Annotated in this window: 20 protein-coding genes and 1 pseudogene; 17 read left to right on the forward strand and 4 right to left on the reverse strand. The window is 39.2% G+C overall.

The window, feature by feature from the left end; genetic code table 11:
* The first annotated feature begins 21 nt into the window (after window positions 1-21).
* Both ACYUDJ_RS06255 and ACYUDJ_RS06260 read left to right on the forward strand, forming a co-directional pair.
* Window positions 22-204: a DUF4316 domain-containing protein gene (locus ACYUDJ_RS06255; RefSeq protein ID WP_011988851.1), complete on the forward strand. Its 183-nt coding sequence runs from the start codon at window positions 22-24 to the stop codon at window positions 202-204.
* A complete protein-coding gene (locus tag ACYUDJ_RS06260; protein ID WP_460289537.1) occupies window positions 201-548 on the forward strand; it encodes a plasmid mobilization protein in 348 nt (115 codons plus the stop codon). Before ACYUDJ_RS06255 ends, ACYUDJ_RS06260 begins: the two co-directional genes overlap by 4 nt.
* A 73-nt stretch (window positions 549-621) precedes the next feature.
* Here ACYUDJ_RS06260 and ACYUDJ_RS06265 read toward each other — a convergent pair whose 3' ends face one another.
* Window positions 622-1,491 carry a DUF5677 domain-containing protein gene (locus ACYUDJ_RS06265; RefSeq protein WP_011988849.1) on the reverse strand — a complete coding sequence of 290 codons (870 nt, stop codon included), beginning with the start codon at window positions 1,489-1,491 and terminating at the stop codon, window positions 622-624.
* 250 nt (window positions 1,492-1,741) lie between these two features.
* Here ACYUDJ_RS06265 and ACYUDJ_RS06270 point away from each other — a divergent pair, with 250 nt between their 5' ends.
* Both ACYUDJ_RS06270 and ACYUDJ_RS06275 read left to right on the forward strand, forming a co-directional pair.
* Window positions 1,742-2,041, forward strand: a complete 300-nt coding sequence (locus ACYUDJ_RS06270) for a CD1845 family protein (protein WP_009064829.1) — start codon at window positions 1,742-1,744, stop codon at window positions 2,039-2,041.
* A 74-nt stretch (window positions 2,042-2,115) separates the two neighbouring features.
* On the forward strand, window positions 2,116-3,522 hold the full coding sequence (locus tag ACYUDJ_RS06275) for a relaxase/mobilization nuclease domain-containing protein (protein WP_205610224.1): 1,407 nt from the start codon (window positions 2,116-2,118) through the stop codon (window positions 3,520-3,522).
* Between the two features lie 208 nt (window positions 3,523-3,730).
* Here the strand turns inward: ACYUDJ_RS06275 and tnpA are convergent.
* A pseudogene (gene tnpA, locus ACYUDJ_RS06280) lies at window positions 3,731-4,057 on the reverse strand (IS200/IS605 family transposase); the annotation flags it as partial.
* Window positions 4,058-4,402: 345 nt separating this feature from the next.
* Between tnpA and ACYUDJ_RS06285 the strand changes: the two are divergent.
* Window positions 4,403-4,987 carry a hypothetical protein gene (locus ACYUDJ_RS06285; protein WP_020073007.1) on the forward strand — a complete coding sequence of 195 codons (585 nt, stop codon included), beginning with the start codon at window positions 4,403-4,405 and terminating at the stop codon, window positions 4,985-4,987.
* Between the two features lie 398 nt (window positions 4,988-5,385).
* Here the strand turns inward: ACYUDJ_RS06285 and ACYUDJ_RS06290 are convergent, their stop codons facing one another.
* Complete coding sequence (locus ACYUDJ_RS06290; RefSeq protein ID WP_009064831.1) at window positions 5,386-5,982, reverse strand: TetR/AcrR family transcriptional regulator; 597 nt, start codon at window positions 5,980-5,982, stop codon at window positions 5,386-5,388.
* 142 nt (window positions 5,983-6,124) lie between these two features.
* Here ACYUDJ_RS06290 and ACYUDJ_RS06295 point away from each other — a divergent pair, with 142 nt between their 5' ends.
* Entirely contained in the window at window positions 6,125-6,649 is a 525-nt protein-coding gene (locus ACYUDJ_RS06295) for a nitroreductase family protein (protein ID WP_009064821.1), read from the forward strand.
* A 30-nt stretch (window positions 6,650-6,679) separates the two neighbouring features.
* Window positions 6,680-7,102 carry a 2-thiouracil desulfurase family protein gene (locus ACYUDJ_RS06300; RefSeq protein ID WP_011988846.1) on the forward strand — a complete coding sequence of 141 codons (423 nt, stop codon included), beginning with the start codon at window positions 6,680-6,682 and terminating at the stop codon, window positions 7,100-7,102.
* Between the two features lie 82 nt (window positions 7,103-7,184).
* Here the strand turns inward: ACYUDJ_RS06300 and ACYUDJ_RS06305 are convergent, their stop codons facing one another.
* On the reverse strand, window positions 7,185-8,081 hold the full coding sequence (locus ACYUDJ_RS06305; protein ID WP_009064827.1) for an AraC family transcriptional regulator: 897 nt from the start codon (window positions 8,079-8,081) through the stop codon (window positions 7,185-7,187).
* Between the two features lie 111 nt (window positions 8,082-8,192).
* On the opposite strand from ACYUDJ_RS06305, the gene ACYUDJ_RS06310 reads away from it, so the two are divergent.
* The 10 genes from ACYUDJ_RS06310 to ACYUDJ_RS06355 all read left to right on the forward strand — a co-directional run bounded on the left by ACYUDJ_RS06310 (window position 8,193) and on the right by ACYUDJ_RS06355 (window position 15,977).
* Window positions 8,193-9,353, forward strand: coding sequence for an MFS transporter (locus ACYUDJ_RS06310; RefSeq protein ID WP_009064824.1), 1,161 nt, complete (start codon window positions 8,193-8,195; stop codon window positions 9,351-9,353).
* Between the two features lie 13 nt (window positions 9,354-9,366).
* Window positions 9,367-10,200, forward strand: coding sequence for a histidinol-phosphatase HisJ family protein (locus ACYUDJ_RS06315; RefSeq protein WP_009064810.1), 834 nt, complete (start codon window positions 9,367-9,369; stop codon window positions 10,198-10,200).
* A gap of 53 nt (window positions 10,201-10,253) precedes the next feature.
* Window positions 10,254-11,117 (forward strand): aminoglycoside 6-adenylyltransferase, encoded by an 864-nt coding sequence (locus ACYUDJ_RS06320; RefSeq protein ID WP_011988845.1) that lies wholly within the window; start codon window positions 10,254-10,256, stop codon window positions 11,115-11,117.
* A complete protein-coding gene (locus ACYUDJ_RS06325; RefSeq protein WP_011988844.1) occupies window positions 11,071-11,328 on the forward strand; it encodes a hypothetical protein in 258 nt (85 codons plus the stop codon). The genes ACYUDJ_RS06320 and ACYUDJ_RS06325 overlap by 47 nt, the downstream gene beginning before the upstream one ends.
* A 29-nt stretch (window positions 11,329-11,357) precedes the next feature.
* Window positions 11,358-11,546, forward strand: coding sequence for a cysteine-rich KTR domain-containing protein (locus tag ACYUDJ_RS06330; RefSeq protein WP_011988843.1), 189 nt, complete (start codon window positions 11,358-11,360; stop codon window positions 11,544-11,546).
* Between the two features lie 487 nt (window positions 11,547-12,033).
* A complete protein-coding gene (locus ACYUDJ_RS06335; RefSeq protein WP_009064814.1) occupies window positions 12,034-12,453 on the forward strand; it encodes an RNA polymerase sigma factor in 420 nt (139 codons plus the stop codon).
* A 455-nt stretch (window positions 12,454-12,908) separates the two neighbouring features.
* On the forward strand, window positions 12,909-13,109 hold the full coding sequence (locus tag ACYUDJ_RS06340; protein WP_011988842.1) for a hypothetical protein: 201 nt from the start codon (window positions 12,909-12,911) through the stop codon (window positions 13,107-13,109).
* 141 nt (window positions 13,110-13,250) lie between these two features.
* The gene (locus ACYUDJ_RS06345; RefSeq protein WP_009064822.1) at window positions 13,251-13,514 is read left to right on the forward strand and encodes a DUF6870 family protein; all 264 of its coding nucleotides are present in this window, start codon (window positions 13,251-13,253) and stop codon (window positions 13,512-13,514) included.
* 140 nt (window positions 13,515-13,654) lie between these two features.
* Window positions 13,655-15,334: a recombinase family protein gene (locus tag ACYUDJ_RS06350; RefSeq protein WP_011988840.1), complete on the forward strand. Its 1,680-nt coding sequence runs from the start codon at window positions 13,655-13,657 to the stop codon at window positions 15,332-15,334.
* Between the two features lie 205 nt (window positions 15,335-15,539).
* Window positions 15,540-15,977 carry a hypothetical protein gene (locus ACYUDJ_RS06355; RefSeq protein WP_043031678.1) on the forward strand — a complete coding sequence of 146 codons (438 nt, stop codon included), beginning with the start codon at window positions 15,540-15,542 and terminating at the stop codon, window positions 15,975-15,977.
* Window positions 15,978-16,007 lie beyond the last annotated feature (30 nt).

Consider the following 16,007-nt stretch of genomic DNA (forward strand, 5'->3'; position numbering starts at 1 on the left):
AAAAAAGGAGATTTTTTGAGAATGGAAAAGGATAACTACTTGAAAAATGCAGAGCTTTCGACCGAGCAGAATTACAACATGATTGATGGGATTCCGAATAATGCCCCTCTGCCTGTTCCGCAGGCCATGCTGGAGGAAAGGCCGAAAGACAGGGTAAAGGAGCCGCCGGCAAAGCGCAGGAGCCGGGAACGGGAGGAACGGTGAGCCGCCCCAAACGCAGGCGGGGCGTTCCCCTTTATGTTTGGGTGAGTAATGATGAATACGCCGCCATTCAGGAACGTATGGCACAAGCCGGAACACAGAATTTAAGCGCCTATATCCGCAAAATGGCGCTCAATGGCTATGTGCTGAATGTTGACCTTGCCCCCGTCCGGGAGCTGGTTTCCCTGCAACGCAGATGTGCCAACAATCTGAATCAGGTTGCCATTCATGCCAATACCTACGGCGTTTATCCGTCCGAAATTGCCGCCCTGCAAAAAGATTATACCGAGTTATGGGGCCGGGTTTCAAAGGTACTCAAACAGCTTACGGCGGTAGTGGAGCTATAAGGAAAGCGGGGAGCGTTGGCACAATGCCGCCGCTCCCCGCTTTTGCTACACAAAACACATTCATGAGAGTGAATCATTCTGATATAGAATCAACTATATCAGATGCCATTTTTATATTAACAATGATAGAACAAAAATCAGCTTCCTCATACTGCTTGAAATCAAATAAGTGTTTATCTTGACTTTTAATGCGAGTATATAGTGTATTAATTGACTGAAAAAGTATGGTAAGTGTATGCTTAAAGACCGACTTCCATAAAGCTATGTTTGATTGATTTAATTCAAATGTGAAAGCAATACTATCAGAAATGTCATCTACAACAGCATTTCTATAATTTTTCACAGTTGATATATCTGCATGTTCAAATTTACTTGCATCATTGTAGAATGACAGATACATTCCAAGTAACAATGGATCTTTTTCGGTTAATTCAAAAATGCTCTTATTCTTTAAAGGTTTTTGAGCGTTGTCTACAGTGTAACCCTCGGTTCTAAGAATACCCTTGATTTTATTAATTGTTGAGTTAATGACCTTGAAATCCAGTGTGGAAAATTCTTCAAATTGTGGAGTGTCCTCTGGCAAACTTCGTAAATATTTTTTTATGTTGTAAAGTTGTTGTAACTGAGTTATATGAGGCTCATAAAAATATTCTTTTACTCTGGAATTATCATTATCGTTGCATATATAAGAAATCCAAAGCATGTTGTTAAACTGACTTCGAGCAAGAATATATGCTTCTTGTTCCATATTATTTTCCAGTAATACAATGCAACTTTCAAATAGATTTGATTGTTTTGCAAGCAATGATAATACTTCGCGAAGCCATTCATATTTTTCTAAAATTATAAATGGCTGTCCTTCTTTAAGAATATCTTTATTAAGATGGTCTTGAATTTGACGTGAAAGCGAAATTGCTTTCTGTATAGAAATTGTATTATCCATATTAGTAAAACTCCTGTGTGCTAAGTTTGATTTACATATAGGTATGTATTGTCTTGTAGACGTGTTTTTTATAATTATTATACATAATTCCCGTGGCATCACAAGCGGTATATGTCTACTTCGGGCCAACTTGTCCCGAAGTTCCGGGACAAGATCGGTGTGGCCTCGACAACATTGTTACTCTCTGCACGAAATGGTAAAATATAGGTAGGATACAACAATAAGGTTGCTTAATGAAAGGAGAATTTTTATGAAGTTTATCAAACTGATATTTAAGATTATCGCCGCGCCGTTTGTGGTTCTGCTGACGATAGTAACACCCATGATTGAATTTGTGTTCTGCTATGCAGCCGCTCTCTTGCAAGTGGTTTCCGGGATAGGTGTTCTTATCAGTATTGCCCTGCTGATAAGCGGCGAAAAGCTGGGCTTCGGCGTGTTCCTGTTCCTGTCGTTTTTGATTTCTCCTCTTGGGATTCCCGCCATTGCGGAACACCTGATTGACGGACTGCACAGCCTGAACAACTCGCTTCGCTTTTTCATTGTAAACTAACATCAGAATAACAGAGCTGCCGGGCTACTTCGGGCCAACTTGGCCCGAAGTTGTTTTTTCGAGGAAAGGAGGAAATGCACATAGCAACCACCCGCCTTATGACCCGTCATGCAGGAAGCGGCATGACCATTATGGAAACCTTAAAGGACGGTTTTGATTACGGGAAAAATCCAGACAAGACCCGCAACGGCGATTTAATTCTTGCCTATGAATGTGACCCCGACACGGCTGACGCAGAATTTTTACTCTCAAAAGCAAAGTACAAAGCTATCACAGGGCGGGAACAAAAACGGGATAATGATGTGCTGTATTATCAAATCCGGCAGGCATTCCCGCCCGGCGAAACAGATCCGGAAACCGCCCTCAAAATCAGTTATGACCTTGCCATGCGCTGGACGAAAGGCCGACACGCCTTTTTCGTGGTTTCCCATGCTGACCGCCCCCACCCTCATTGCCATATCTACTACAATTCAACCTCGCTGGACTGCACCCGGAAATTCCGGGATTTTATCGGTTCGGCCCGTGCGGTGCGGCGGCTCTCCGACCGTATATGTTTTGAAAATAGGCTATCTGTTATTACCAATCCGAAACGCCACAGCAAGGGAAAATTCAAGCATTACGGGGAATGGCTCGGCGGTCATAAGCCGCCCACCTTTCAAGAGAAATTAAAGGCGCAGATTGATATTTGCCTTGCAACGAAGCCGCCGGATATGGATACCTTTTTACAAGCAATGGTGGCGGCTGGCTATGAAATCAAGCAGGGGCGCGGCGGCGCAATTAGCTTTCGGGCAGAGGGGCAGGAACGCTTTACCCGGCTCCGTGCTTCTACTCTTGGCAAGGGCTACGGGCAGGAGGATATACAAGCGGCGATTGAGGGCAGAACCGCCCCGCAGCAACGGCGCAAGGTCAATCTGATTGTGGATATTCAATCCCGTATGAAAGCTGGAAAAGGCCCTGCCTATGAACGGTGGGCAAAGGTATTCAACCTAAAGCAAATGGCGGCAGCCTTACAGTATTTACAGGAAAACGGCTTGATAGAATATGCGGATTTAGAGCAAAAGGCCGCAGAGCTTACCGACCACTTTCATGTGCTTTCGGATAGCATAAAATCCACCGAAGCCGCTATGCGTGTCAATGCGGAGCTAAAGGCGGCAGTGGTGGATTACGCTAAAACCCGGTCTGTGTTTGAGGGGTATAAGGCGGCGAAGTACAACAAGAAATATCTTGTGGAGCATGAAGCGGATATTGCCACCTACCGGGCGGCGCAGGACACCTTCCGGCGTTTGCTGTCCGGGGCAAAGTTACCTAAAATGGATACGCTGAAAGCAGAGTTTCAGCGGTTGTCGGCAGACAAGAAAAAGGCTTACCGGGAGTATCGGGAAACCAAAAAAGATATGCAGGAAATTGTAACGGTGAAAAGCAATATTGACCATCTGCTTGGCCTGATGGACGCGCAGAAAAATAAGGAAAGGGAGCGATAGCGACATGACGCAACATAAGGTGCGAAGCGCCGACTTCGGGCCAACTTGGCCCGAAGTGGCAGGGTTTGGGGCGGCTTGCCCCAACAAGCAATTTTTAAGATTTGACCGCAGGGAAAAATCTTAAAAATGTGCAAGTGTCAATACACTTGCCCTGCTTGCGGGTTAGCGTAAGCCCCAAAAATGGCACAAAAATTGTGGTTTGCTTTTAATATCCTTCCGCCCCAAAATTCCGATTACCAAATTTGTATTTTAAATTTGCATGTCTATCGAAAATCATTATCGCACTTTTTCCTTTGAGATATCCCATGATTTGCGATATACTGTATTTTGGTGGAATTGAGAGAAGCAAATGAATATGGTCGGGCATTATATGTCCTTCTATGATCGCAATTCCCTTCCTTTTGCATAAATCTCTTATGATTTGCCGTATGTCGTCCCTCAATTGATAATAGATTATCTTTCGCTGATACTTCGGCGTGAATACGTGGTCATTATGTCTGTCTGTGTGCGGTGATGATGGTGAAACTGTAAGCATTTACGGTAATTTCGCTGCCGAGATGTACTATGATACGACTCCAGAGGCAAGATATATGGAGCTATGGTTGCCATTAAGTTCATCGCAAAGTATAATGCAAATATGGATAAAAACAATGGAATACAAAAATAATCTACTCCGGTTTTTTGCCTATTGGTATGGCGATTTTTGGGCCTTTAGCAGATGTTGTCCCATTTCGTTGGGTTATGGTTTGGTTCAGGCGTTGCGTTAATTATTATTGCTACAGTTACACACTGCAATCTCATTTAGCAAATAAATAGATGTATCATGGAAAAATGCGAATGGATATTACTCGCTATTTATATAATTTGGAGGGTTATAAAGTTGAATAAAATAACAAAAAAGAATGTCATTCCCATACTAAGCGTTACAGTGGTTGGTGTTTTATTAGGTCTTTTTTCGGCCTATATAGACAATAGGCATATCCATATCAATTTCTTCTTAGGTCAAATAAATGTAAATGCGATTCTTTCAAATTTTGGTATATGGATCCTTATTGCATTATTTATTTCATTAAAAAGCGAAAAATCTATTTCAGCTGCAATTAGAGTTTTGTTTTTTTTCTTAAGTCTAAATATTACATTTCATATATACCATTTATTGATTCATGTTAATGTTAATAGCTATATGTTAATTTGGTATACAATTACCGCAATATCGCCGTTTTTGGCCGTTTTATGTCATAAAATAAAGCAAGATAATATCTTAGCGGTATTACTATCAGCAGGTGTTATTTCGGTAATGCTTTTGCAAATTATGTCCAGTAATCATGATGATATGTATTGTGAGATAATATTTTTAATTTGTGCTATAATTCTTATGCATAAAAAATTGATTACAACATTAATATCACTGTGTATAGGACCTGCTATTGCCTTTTTTCTGTATCAAATGCCTTTCTTTTCCTGAATGAGATGGTTTTTTAGTAAAAAGTCTGAAAATATGAAGGATTAATAGATGTTTACGACTTTTGCGAAGGATTTTGGATTGGAGTATATTTTGATATAATAATGACGCTTTCCAAAGGAAAATGTCCTTATCTAATACAATGGAATATTGATATGTGTTTGCGAGGGAACTGAACAAGTTGAAAAAGGTAAGACCTGACCTCTAGACCTGTGGCTAATACCGGCGTAAGAAAGCAATTTCTTACGCCATCTTTGCGTCTGAAAGAGCTTCCGAATTAATTGAAGTCTCTCATTTACACCCCTTGATAGATTACATAGATAGAGTTATCAAATGACAAATTGAATTGCCATACAGAAAAATAGACTTGCTCTGCGATTTTATTAGCCCTTAATAAAAAATCAACTTGACAATAATACAATGACAGTTTTGGTTACTTGGTCTTTAAAAATATTGAAGTCTAAGCCGTTGTGTGAAAATGCAGATTTTTCCTGTCTAAGAGCATCAATTAAAATGCAGCAAGTGTAAACTTTTTCAAATAAGTCATCTTGCGTTATGCCATTTTTATTTAATAGCTCTTTAATTTTTAAAAAATATTCATTTTCAAAATTGGAAAAATGACGATTGATATCAGTATCTTCTGATATCATCATTCTTAACTGAGCCAGAGCGTGACTGGTATCGGCATATAAGTCAATATAATAACAGATCCAATTTTCGACAAAACTAGCTAGTGAAAAAGGTTGTTGCAAACTTAATTTTTCAAGTAAATGGCCTGAAATATTTTCAAGATAATCGTGAAAAGCAGCAATGTATATTTGTTTCTTATCTTTAAAGTAACTATATAGCGCTCCTGTTGAGATACCAGCACGTTTGGCAATCTCAATTGTATTGGTTTTATAATATCCTTTTTCGCAAAAAAGGGCAAACCCGGCATCTAGTATTTTTTTCTTTGTTTCAATAGAACGTTTTTGAATGGGTTCTCTTACATCATTCATAATATCACCTCTTTTTTATTATACTTGGAACTTTAAATCAGGTCAATGAAATGTGAATCATTATTCGCATTTTGTTGACATCTATCAATGCGGGTACTATAATAATAATGTGAATAATCATTCGTATATAGGAGGAAGAATAATGGATTTTTTAACACTGGCAAAACAACGCTGCACAACACGCGGCTTTACGGGAGCACAGATTCCAAAAGATGACTTAAATCAGATTTTATCGGCTGGACGTGTCGCCCCTACAGCCTGTAATAAACAACCACAAAGGATTATTGTTGTTCAAAGTGAAGAAAACATTTTAAAAATTAAAAAGGCTTATCAAACGTTTGGTTCTAAGTGTGTTTTTATCGTGTGTCGGGATCGACGGGATGAATTAATACGGCCATTTGATCAAAAATGTTCTGGCGATTTGGATATAGGTATTGTCTGTGACCACCTGATGTTGGCAGCAAGAGAATTAAATATTGGAAGCGTAATGGTTGGTTTGTTTGATCCCGCAATTATAAGCAATGAATTTCATTTACCAGAGTACATAGAACCGACAGCTTTACTCTTAATGGGGTATCCAGAAAAAGGCTTTTTAAGTCCAGAGCGTCATATTGCCCAACGCAAAGAAATAAGCGAAACGGTGATGTATGAGAAATATATAGATTAAGGTAAAAGTCTTCCATAGGAGTTGTTGAGTATGAAAGTATTAGTAAGTGCATGTGTACTAGGATGTAATTGTAAATATAATGGAAGAAACAATCGCAATGAAGCTGTGATTGAATATCTAAAAGGAAAAGAGGTTCTCAGTATTTGTCCTGAAATGTTAGCCAATATGCCTATTCCCCGACCATGTGCTGAGATTGTTGATGAAGTAGTGATGGATGATAAGGGAAATAATGTTGATTCTGATTATAGGAAAGCAGTTGCGCTTGCATTAGAAAAAATAGAAGGAGAAAAAATTGATTTGGCTATTTTGCAGTCAAGAAGTCCAACTTGCGGAGTTAACAATATATATGATGGAACATTTACCGGGAAGCTAATATCTGGTCAGGGACTTTTTGCTAAAGCCCTGATTACTAAAGGGTACCCCGTAAAAGATGCAGAAGATTTTAATATGTAGATTCGAAATAGAAAAATTCAATGTTTTTGCCGAATATCAGTTGGTCGTCGTGTCTAACTTTTCATTACATTAGAAAGAGGGATTAGCATTGCTGATCCCTTTTTCTGTACTCCAAAGGGGTACAGCCAATCTGTTCTCGGAAAGTTTTCGTAAAGTAGCTGCTGCTTTGAAATCCGCATTGAAAGGCAATATCGATAGAAGTCATATCTGTATCGATTAACATTTGACATGCTTTTTGGATTCGATATTGTTTCAGGTACTGATTCGGTGTGGAATGGATTGTACGGTGAAAACAGCGCAGAACTTCGCTTTCACTGATCAGCGCTACCCTTGCTAAAGTAGAGATGGTTATGGTTTCTGAAAAATGCATCTGAATGTATTGAAGCATGGTTTTTATTCGATCGGCATTTCGAAGATTTCGAATGCTGGGTTTTGCTTCACATATGGAATGATTTGTTAGCACAATTAGAATCAATTGCGATAATTCGTTCCTGACATATATTTCAAAACCATTTTCAGTGTTATAAAGTCTGTTCCATACAGAAATCGAGTAAGCGAGTATTTTGTCCTGCCAGTTAATGAATGGGTCTAATAAAATGTATGGCAGATTTTTATTCTGGATAATCGGCTCAATATAATTTTGCCAGTATATACTATCTATGCTTCCGATTAGCCTTGGATGAAAAACAATGGATCTTAAAACGTATTCTCCATCGTTTGTTGCATGAATGGAATGAAGAAAGCCTGCATTGATAAATATCCCTTGATTTTTGTTTAGGATATGTTCTGTGCTATTAACAGATACTTTTATCGATCCTGAGATTACCCATATAATCTCAAAATCTTCGTGCCAGTGCCAGGGAATAGAATAGCTTGATAAGTTTTCCTCATAAAAAGCAATCGGGAATTCTGACGTTCCATGCTTTTGAACTTCTTCACCGGAAGAATTCACTGTTACATTACATTTTGCTATGCTCATACAAGATACCTTCTCTTTGACGATTTTATTATATAATTTCGAGTGAAATATTATATAAAAGTTCGTTGAATGATGATATTATTATATCACAAAAAAGAGAAGGAGATCAATATGTTTCAATTACTGTTAGTAATTATCTATATTGCATTTATTAGTCTTGGATTGCCCGATTCCTTATTGGGTTCGGCATGGCCATCCATGTATATGGAATTTGGGGTGCCGATTTCATACATAGGCGTCATTTCTATGATTATTGCAATCGGAACCGTTGTTTCAAGTTTACAGAGTGATAAACTTACCCGTAAATTTGGAACCGGAAAGATAACGACCATCAGCATTACTATGACGGCAGTTGCTTTATTTGGCTTTTCCAGTTCACACTCATTTGGTTTGCTTTGTTTCTGGGCAGTTCCTTACGGACTTGGAGCAGGTAGTGTTGATGCATCCTTGAATAATTATGTAGCACTTCACTATGCAAGCAGACATATGAGTTGGCTTCATTGTATGTGGGGAATCGGCGCAACTATTGGGCCTTATATGATGGGATATGCCTTGAAGCATGGTCAGAATTGGAATGCAGGTTATCAGTATATTTCCTTTTTACAGATTGCTTTTGCAGTAGTTTTGTTTTTTAGCCTGCCGTTATGGAAGAACCAAAAAGGGACGGCAGAAGAGAATGATATTTTAGCGGGAAAAGCATTGCCTTTGAAAGAGGTAATTCAGATTTCTGGAGCAAAAGAAGTAATGCTTTGTTTCTTTTGCTACTGTGCTTTGGAACAGACGACCGGCTTATGGGCAAGCAGTTATCTTACCCTGATCAAAGGATTTTCAATTGAGACAGCGGCTGGTTTTGCAAGTATGTTTTTTATTGGTATTACCATTGGGAGGGTATTAAGTGGATTTATAAGTATGAAATTAAGCGATTTACAAATGATTCGTCTGGGGCAGGGAATCATTGCGGCTGGTATTATTATGATGTTACTGCCGTTAAATGAAGTAATATCTTTGGTCGGCTTGTTTTTCTTTGGTTTTGGATGTGCGCCAATCTACCCATGTATTATTCACTCCACTCCGTCCCGTTTTGGTGCGGATAAGTCACAGGCAATCATCGGGGTTCAGATGGCAAGTGCATATGTGGGAACCTGTGTGATGCCGCCGCTATTCGGCTTAATTGCAAAGCATATAAATATTGTTTTGCTGCCGGTATATTTGCTAATCATTCTTTTATTAATGGTGATGATGCATGAATTGCTGGTAAAAAAAACTGCTTGAAGGGATGAAGAAAATGTTTGCTGATTATCATGTTCACACAGAATTTAGCGATGATTCTGTTTATGAAATGGAAGAGGTTGTAAAAGATGCAATACAAATAAAAATGGAAGAAATATGTTTTACGGATCATGTAGATTATGGAGTTAAGCTGGACTGGAATGATAAGAAAGAAATTCAATATCGCGATGGTATGCCTATGGCAAATGTGTATTATCCAGAATATTTTGAGACGATTAAGGAATTACAATATTTATATGGTGACTTGATTGCTATAAAAAAGGGAATGGAGTTTGGAGTACAGGTGCATACAATTTCTCAATATGAAAAGCTCTTTGTGAAATATCCATTTGATTTTATTATTCTATCTGTGCATCAAATAGATAACTTGGAATTATGGACACAGGATTTTCAGAAAGGAAAGAGCCAGAAAGAATATAACGAAAAATATTATCAAGAGCTGCTGGAAATTGTAAAACAATATAAAAATTATAGTGTTTTGGGACATTTAGATATTATTATAAGATATGATAAAAATGGCACATATCCGTTTGAAAAGATTTCAGACATAGTTAATGAAATTTTAAAAATTGTCATTCGTGATGGAAAAGGAATAGAAGTAAATACGTCATCCTACAGATATGGACTTACGGATATGACACCATCCAAAGATATACTTACTTTATATAAAAAATTAGGCGGTGAGATTATCACGATTGGAAGCGACAGTCATAAAAAAGGACAGCTAGGTGCACATATTGAAAATACCAAGAAAGTATTATTCGATATGGGATTTCGATATCATTGTACATACGAGAATATGAGGCCGCATTTTCATAAGTTGATATAATAGAAAATTGTCCGGATAACTTAGTTTATCTTCACTATAAAAGGAGACACAGTATGCGATCAGAAAAAGAAATGATGGATTTAATCATAGCAGTTGCCAACAATGATGTCCGCATTCGTGCGGCCTACTTAGAAGGTTCACGTGCAAATCCAAATGTACCAAAAGATATCTTTCAAGATTATGATATTGTATATGTTGTTACAGAAACAAGGTCATTCAGAGAGGACAAAGCCTGGATTGATCGATTTGGTGAGCGCTTGTATATGCAATATCCAGAGGAAAATATCTACTACACTTCTGATGTTGAAAATTGCTATGGTTGGCTAATTCAATTCACTGATGGAAATAGATTGGATTTACATGTAAAGACATTAGAAAATGTACTTAATAGTCTAGAATTGTATAAAACACTAGTTGACAAGGACAATATCATGCCTCAAAAACAAGTATTGTCCGATGAAGAATATTGGGTGAAAAAGCCGGTGCCAAATCAATTCTATTGTACATGTAATGAATTTTGGTGGTGTTTAAATAATGTGGCGAAGGGATTATGGAGGAATGAGATTCCATATGCAATGGATATGATAAATTTTCAAATAAGGCCAATGCTTAGGCGGCTGCTGGAATGGAAAATTGGGATTGATAATGATTTTTCAGTCAGCGCAGGGAAATCCGCAAAATACATGGACAAGTATTTGCCGAAAGGGATTTATGAACAATACTTAGAATCTTATTCGAAAGCACAAATAAACGCTATATGGGATGCTGTTTTTCTCATGTGCGATTTGTTTCAGAAAATTTCTTTGGAGGTAAGTGAGAAATTAAATTTCCCCTACGATTTGACAGAAGCAAGAAATAGCAAGAGCTACCTTGAGCGCGTTAAAAGCTTACCGTCCAACGCAACAGAAATATACTAGATTTGCCTATTGCGATGAAGAGGAAGCGCTTTGCCTTAAGGAATACGAATATAAGCGCAAGCAAAATAATACACCCGAAGATATGTTTATACAAATTGATATTCCACTGACATTGGTACATCAATTTGAACTTATGAAAAACGCCGGTTTTAAAACGGTTGAAGTTTTGTATCAAAATTGTGGAACAGTAATTATTAGAGCAGAAAAATAGCAACTAATGAAATGATGTAGGGGGTGATAATGATTGAAGTTCAATGGTTACTATGTCCTATATGTGGCAATAAAACAAGACTGAAAATTAGGAAAGATACAATCCTCGAAAACTTCCCCCTATACTGTCCCAAATGTAAACAAGAATCTCTAATCAATGTGCTACAACTCAATATGTCAGTTATCAAAGAGCCAGACGCAAAGACGCAGAGCCGATAATCAATGAGTACATATCTCTTGATTATCGGCTCTTTTCATATAACAATTTTCTGTTATACGATTGCTGACAAATTTAACAGACATACAAAGCCGTCATTTTCCGTTAAAAATCGGAAAGAGTATACCTGTAATTCTTCTTATTCTGGCGGCTTTGGGATAAGGAGGTTTTTATGTACCCCAAAGCATTTTTTTCTCTGAGAGAAACGCCGCCATATTGTGACGGTTTAATATAGCAGAAAAATTTCATTTACATAGTTTAAAAGTATTATATCAACTTGTGGGCGGCTATTGCGCCCATTTTTTATTCGACACCTTTCGCGCTAATTTGCGTAAAGGTGTTTTTTTGTATCCTTTTTTCACTGACAACGTATGGAACAAGCCTTGTCACTTCGGGCCAACTTGGCCCGAAGTCCGACCTCGCTGTCGTTCCCCTCCCGCTCCATTTCGATTCACTATTCCCTAAAAAATCGAAATGGAGGAACGCCTTATGGCAAAAATCAATCTGCGGGATTATTACCCGTTTTATAATTCAGACTTTTTTGTTGAGATATCAGATGAAATCAAGGACGCTTTGCTGGAAGCAGAACGTTTGGAGAAAAACTACATTCGCCGCCGCTTCTATAACAAAGCCCACTATTCGCTGGACGCTGACGACGGGATCGAAAAGGATATTCTTTTTGAATCCCTTTCCCCTTGCGAGATTTACGAGCGTAAAATTACTTCCGAACAACTGCACTCCGCAATCGCTTACTTGCCGGACAAGCAAGGAAAACGAATTTATGCCCATTACATACTCGGTATGAGTAAATCCGATATTGCACGGGCAGAGGGTATAAATGAAAAAGCCGTCAGAGTTGCTATTGAGAAAGGGTTGAAAAGCATGGAGAAATTTTTGAAAAAGTCTTAATTTCCAGTTCCGAATTTGCCTTTCAAATCACACGGCTATTAGAAGGAGTTTTTTCTCCATCTGCCGTTCTTTGACAACTGAATACAGATAACCCGGATACGTTCAATCAAAAGGGAGCCAAGCCACAGGGTACGCCAAAACCGCCCGTTGAAAGGGGGAAAAACCAAACGGAGCGTGAGCGATTCCTACCAACTGTGACAGAGCAGATATGGCAATCTACCCGGCGATAATCTTTTGATTGGTACAATGATACTTACGGTTTGAACGCGTCACAGTATTGACCGTCGCGCCATCAGCATGGGGCGGGGTGAAATTCCCATGAGGGCGGTTGCCGCCGCCTGTCCGGGTTATCCTCTTATTTACCATATAGGAGGCCGCGCCGGGCATTTCTGTCTAATGACAGCCCATTCTTTCCCGGCGCGGCACTCCCCCTATTCTGGCATAGGAGAATCGAAATGGAAAAAGATATGAATTTATCGGAAATACTGCCTGAACCGTGGAGCAACAATGCTTGTCGCGGCTATGTCATTTGGGCAATGGAAAGCTGTGGTTTTAGCTCTGATGATATTCGGCGCGTGGTTATGGAACTGAACGAAAGATTTGACTTCAAATCCATTCACGAAGCAGACGGGCATTACCGGAACAGTCCCTATTGACTTCGGGCCAACTCGGCCCGAAGTATGAGGAAAGATTAACAGCCATCACTTTTGCTTATAAAGTGGTGACTGTTTATGTTTCCTCATAGGACAGCAGGAAACATAAAGTACATTTTTCATTTGAGAAGGAGGCACAAAGCGATGGTAAATCTGGAACAGATCATCACAATGCAAGATGTGGATATTGCCACAGTGGATAAATCACAGTTGACAGATGTTAGCGGAATCGACTTTGATAACAGCCTGCCTCAAAGGGAACGTGCGGCACATATTTTGAAGCAGGTAAAAAACCCTTACTGCTTCCGTCATGGAGATACTGCGGTAAAGGTAGAGTTCCCGGAGGACGGCCCCCCCTTGCAGGATGTAATTACAAACTTTCTTATACGGCAGAAAAGCGGCCTGTAATCGGTCATGCCACTTCGGGCCAACTTGGCCCGAAGTCGGTAATATCAGCTATCTAACGGTATTTTTAAGCCCTCGACAACATTGTTCGCATTATGCTGAAATGGTATAATGTAAGTGTAATGTGATAGGAAGGAGGAAGCATGGCACGAACCAAAAACAGGGAAACAAATACTGCTGTTTCTCAATTTTCGTATAATCCTACACGGTGGAATCTTGCAAAATATATCCGGTTATCCAAAGAGGACTTGAATCGTGGCAAGGACGACAGCAACAGTGTCACCAATCAAAAAAAGTTGCTTGATGATTATTACAGACAGCACCTTGATGAATTTGAAAGCGCCGAAACCTATGTTGATGACGGTTGCACAGGTACAGACACGAACCGGGCAGATTTTCAAAGACTGCTGGCCGACATTTACGCGAAAAAGGTAAACTGCGTGATTGTCAAAGACCTTTCCCGTCTTTCCCGTAACTATACGGACGCCGGGAGCCTGATTGAAAATTTGTTTGTTCAGATGAATGTACGCTTTATCAGCTTGGCAGAGGGCGTAGACAGTTATTTGAACCCTGACAGCGTATCAAGTATTCTTGTTCCTATAACGAACGTAATGAACGACCAGTATTGTTACCAAACTTCAAAGAAAATCCGTCAGGTGTTTGACTACAAGAAACGTAATGGCGAATTTATTGGCTCCTATGCCCCCTATGGCTACATCAAAGACCCCAATGATAAACACGCTTTGTTGGTAGACCATGAAGCCGCCGAAGTGGTAAAGCAGATTTTTTCCATGTGTCTAAGCGGTATGACCGTCAGGGCTATTGTGAATCATCTGAACGACCACGGTGTTATGTGTCCTTCCGTTTACAAGCAAAGTCAGGGATTAAAGTACAAATGCCCCAACGGACAGACACAGCCCATGTGGAGTACCATTACTATCAGCAATATGCTGAAAAATCCCGTCTATGTTGGAGATATGGCACAGGGGCGAAACCGTGTGAAAAGCTACAAGATACACAAAATCGAAGCTGTACCTGAAAAAGACTGGATTGTTGTCCCGAATACCCATGAACCGATTATTGACCGCGAAGCCTTTGAAAAGGTTAAGCAACTGCTAAAGCGTGACACCCGCACTTCTCCAAAACAGAAACAGCTTTATCTGTTTAGCGGCTTTCTCCGCTGTGCGGATTGTGGCCGGGCAATGTCGCGGATAGCAAGCAAGGAATTGTACGTTTACTACCAATGCGGAACATATAAGAGCCTTTCTAAAAAAGCCTGCACTATGCACTCTATTAAAAGCACAAGGCTTGAAGCGGCTGTACTCTATGCAATCCGGCAACAGGTACATCTTGCAGTCAGCTATTCCGCTATTGTATCAAAAATTAACTTGGCTCCGCTCAAAAAAAGCCAGTCGATACGGCTGAATGAACTGATTACCGCAAAAGAAAAAGAGCTTACCAAAATCATGCGGTACAAGCAAGCACTTTATCAGGACTGGAAAGACGGTCATATCACACATAATGATTACCGCCACATGAGTGAAGATTATGAACAGCAAAATGAAGCCATTGGCACAGTGATTGCCAATCTGAAAAAAGAGCGGGACGAACTGGAAAATGGCATTGACACCGAAAATCCTTTTTTAGCAACTTTCCGAAAATACGAGAACATCGACAAGCTGACAAGAGAAATCTTAATCGAACTGGTTGACCATATCAAAGTATACGAGGGCGGCGACATAAGCATACGGTTTAAGTTTGCCGACGAGCTGCGCCGCATTATCCAGTATATCGAAGTCAACTCGCATTTACAGGTAGGATAAGACACCTACACACGAACAGAGCTTGTTGGTTTTCCTAATATATAACACTCATATTATGATACTATATAGTTCCAATTAACTTCTAAACATAGTAATTTATAAAAAAGATCTTATTTTTTGCATAAGAAGTAGTAACATTTTTTTTAATATAGAATATTATATATTAGAGATAGGGACATGCCCTCTATCTCTAATATAAAATTGAATGGTGAATATAGTGAATGCACCAGAATATCAAATAATTGATAATGATGAAAGCTGTCAAGAATATCAAAATATAACGGATAATCACAAAAAATGTCACGATGATCCTATTTCAATTGGAGCAGCATGCGTTGCTGAGTTAGCTCCTAATGTTTTTGTATTACTTGTTGAAATAGAAGTAGAGGTACCTGGTGAAGATATAGAAGAAGTGCTTATAATAAGAATAACACCTGCTCAAGCAGCAGAATTAATAAGATCAGTTGGTCGTTGCGAAATAGTAGGTCCAGATGAAATTCCAACTCCAGCACCTGGAAGAGAAGTAAATCTTATTTGTCCATTTTTATTTGGCCGAAATGTATTTTTAGTATTTGACGTTGAAACTAGCACAACAGATGAACTCGTTTTAGTTAGAGTTCCTTTATGTCCAATTGTTGGATAGAAATAATAAACTGAATTGTATAAATAAACT

Source organism: Clostridium sp. CTA-6, assembly GCF_054768115.1.

What these genes read in the sequence shown, in the direction of transcription:
- ACYUDJ_RS06305 (WP_009064827.1), bottom strand. Translation starts at nt 8,081, where the DNA reads ATGAGCATAGCAAAATGTAATGTAACAGTGAATTCTTCCGGTGAAGAA.
- ACYUDJ_RS06335 (WP_009064814.1), top strand. Translation starts at nt 12,034, where the DNA reads ATGGCAAAAATCAATCTGCGGGATTATTACCCGTTTTATAATTCAGAC.
- ACYUDJ_RS06290 (WP_009064831.1), bottom strand. Translation starts at nt 5,982, where the DNA reads ATGAATGATGTAAGAGAACCCATTCAAAAACGTTCTATTGAAACAAAG.
- ACYUDJ_RS06345 (WP_009064822.1), top strand. Translation starts at nt 13,251, where the DNA reads ATGGTAAATCTGGAACAGATCATCACAATGCAAGATGTGGATATTGCC.
- ACYUDJ_RS06320 (WP_011988845.1), top strand. Translation starts at nt 10,254, where the DNA reads ATGCGATCAGAAAAAGAAATGATGGATTTAATCATAGCAGTTGCCAAC.
- ACYUDJ_RS06265 (WP_011988849.1), bottom strand. Translation starts at nt 1,491, where the DNA reads ATGGATAATACAATTTCTATACAGAAAGCAATTTCGCTTTCACGTCAA.
- ACYUDJ_RS06355 (WP_043031678.1), top strand. Translation starts at nt 15,540, where the DNA reads ATGGTGAATATAGTGAATGCACCAGAATATCAAATAATTGATAATGAT.
- ACYUDJ_RS06300 (WP_011988846.1), top strand. Translation starts at nt 6,680, where the DNA reads ATGAAAGTATTAGTAAGTGCATGTGTACTAGGATGTAATTGTAAATAT.
- ACYUDJ_RS06315 (WP_009064810.1), top strand. Translation starts at nt 9,367, where the DNA reads ATGTTTGCTGATTATCATGTTCACACAGAATTTAGCGATGATTCTGTT.
- ACYUDJ_RS06255 (WP_011988851.1), top strand. Translation starts at nt 22, where the DNA reads ATGGAAAAGGATAACTACTTGAAAAATGCAGAGCTTTCGACCGAGCAG.
- ACYUDJ_RS06330 (WP_011988843.1), top strand. Translation starts at nt 11,358, where the DNA reads ATGATTGAAGTTCAATGGTTACTATGTCCTATATGTGGCAATAAAACA.
- ACYUDJ_RS06340 (WP_011988842.1), top strand. Translation starts at nt 12,909, where the DNA reads ATGGAAAAAGATATGAATTTATCGGAAATACTGCCTGAACCGTGGAGC.
- ACYUDJ_RS06275 (WP_205610224.1), top strand. Translation starts at nt 2,116, where the DNA reads ATGCACATAGCAACCACCCGCCTTATGACCCGTCATGCAGGAAGCGGC.
- ACYUDJ_RS06350 (WP_011988840.1), top strand. Translation starts at nt 13,655, where the DNA reads ATGGCACGAACCAAAAACAGGGAAACAAATACTGCTGTTTCTCAATTT.
- ACYUDJ_RS06270 (WP_009064829.1), top strand. Translation starts at nt 1,742, where the DNA reads ATGAAGTTTATCAAACTGATATTTAAGATTATCGCCGCGCCGTTTGTG.
- ACYUDJ_RS06295 (WP_009064821.1), top strand. Translation starts at nt 6,125, where the DNA reads ATGGATTTTTTAACACTGGCAAAACAACGCTGCACAACACGCGGCTTT.
- ACYUDJ_RS06310 (WP_009064824.1), top strand. Translation starts at nt 8,193, where the DNA reads ATGTTTCAATTACTGTTAGTAATTATCTATATTGCATTTATTAGTCTT.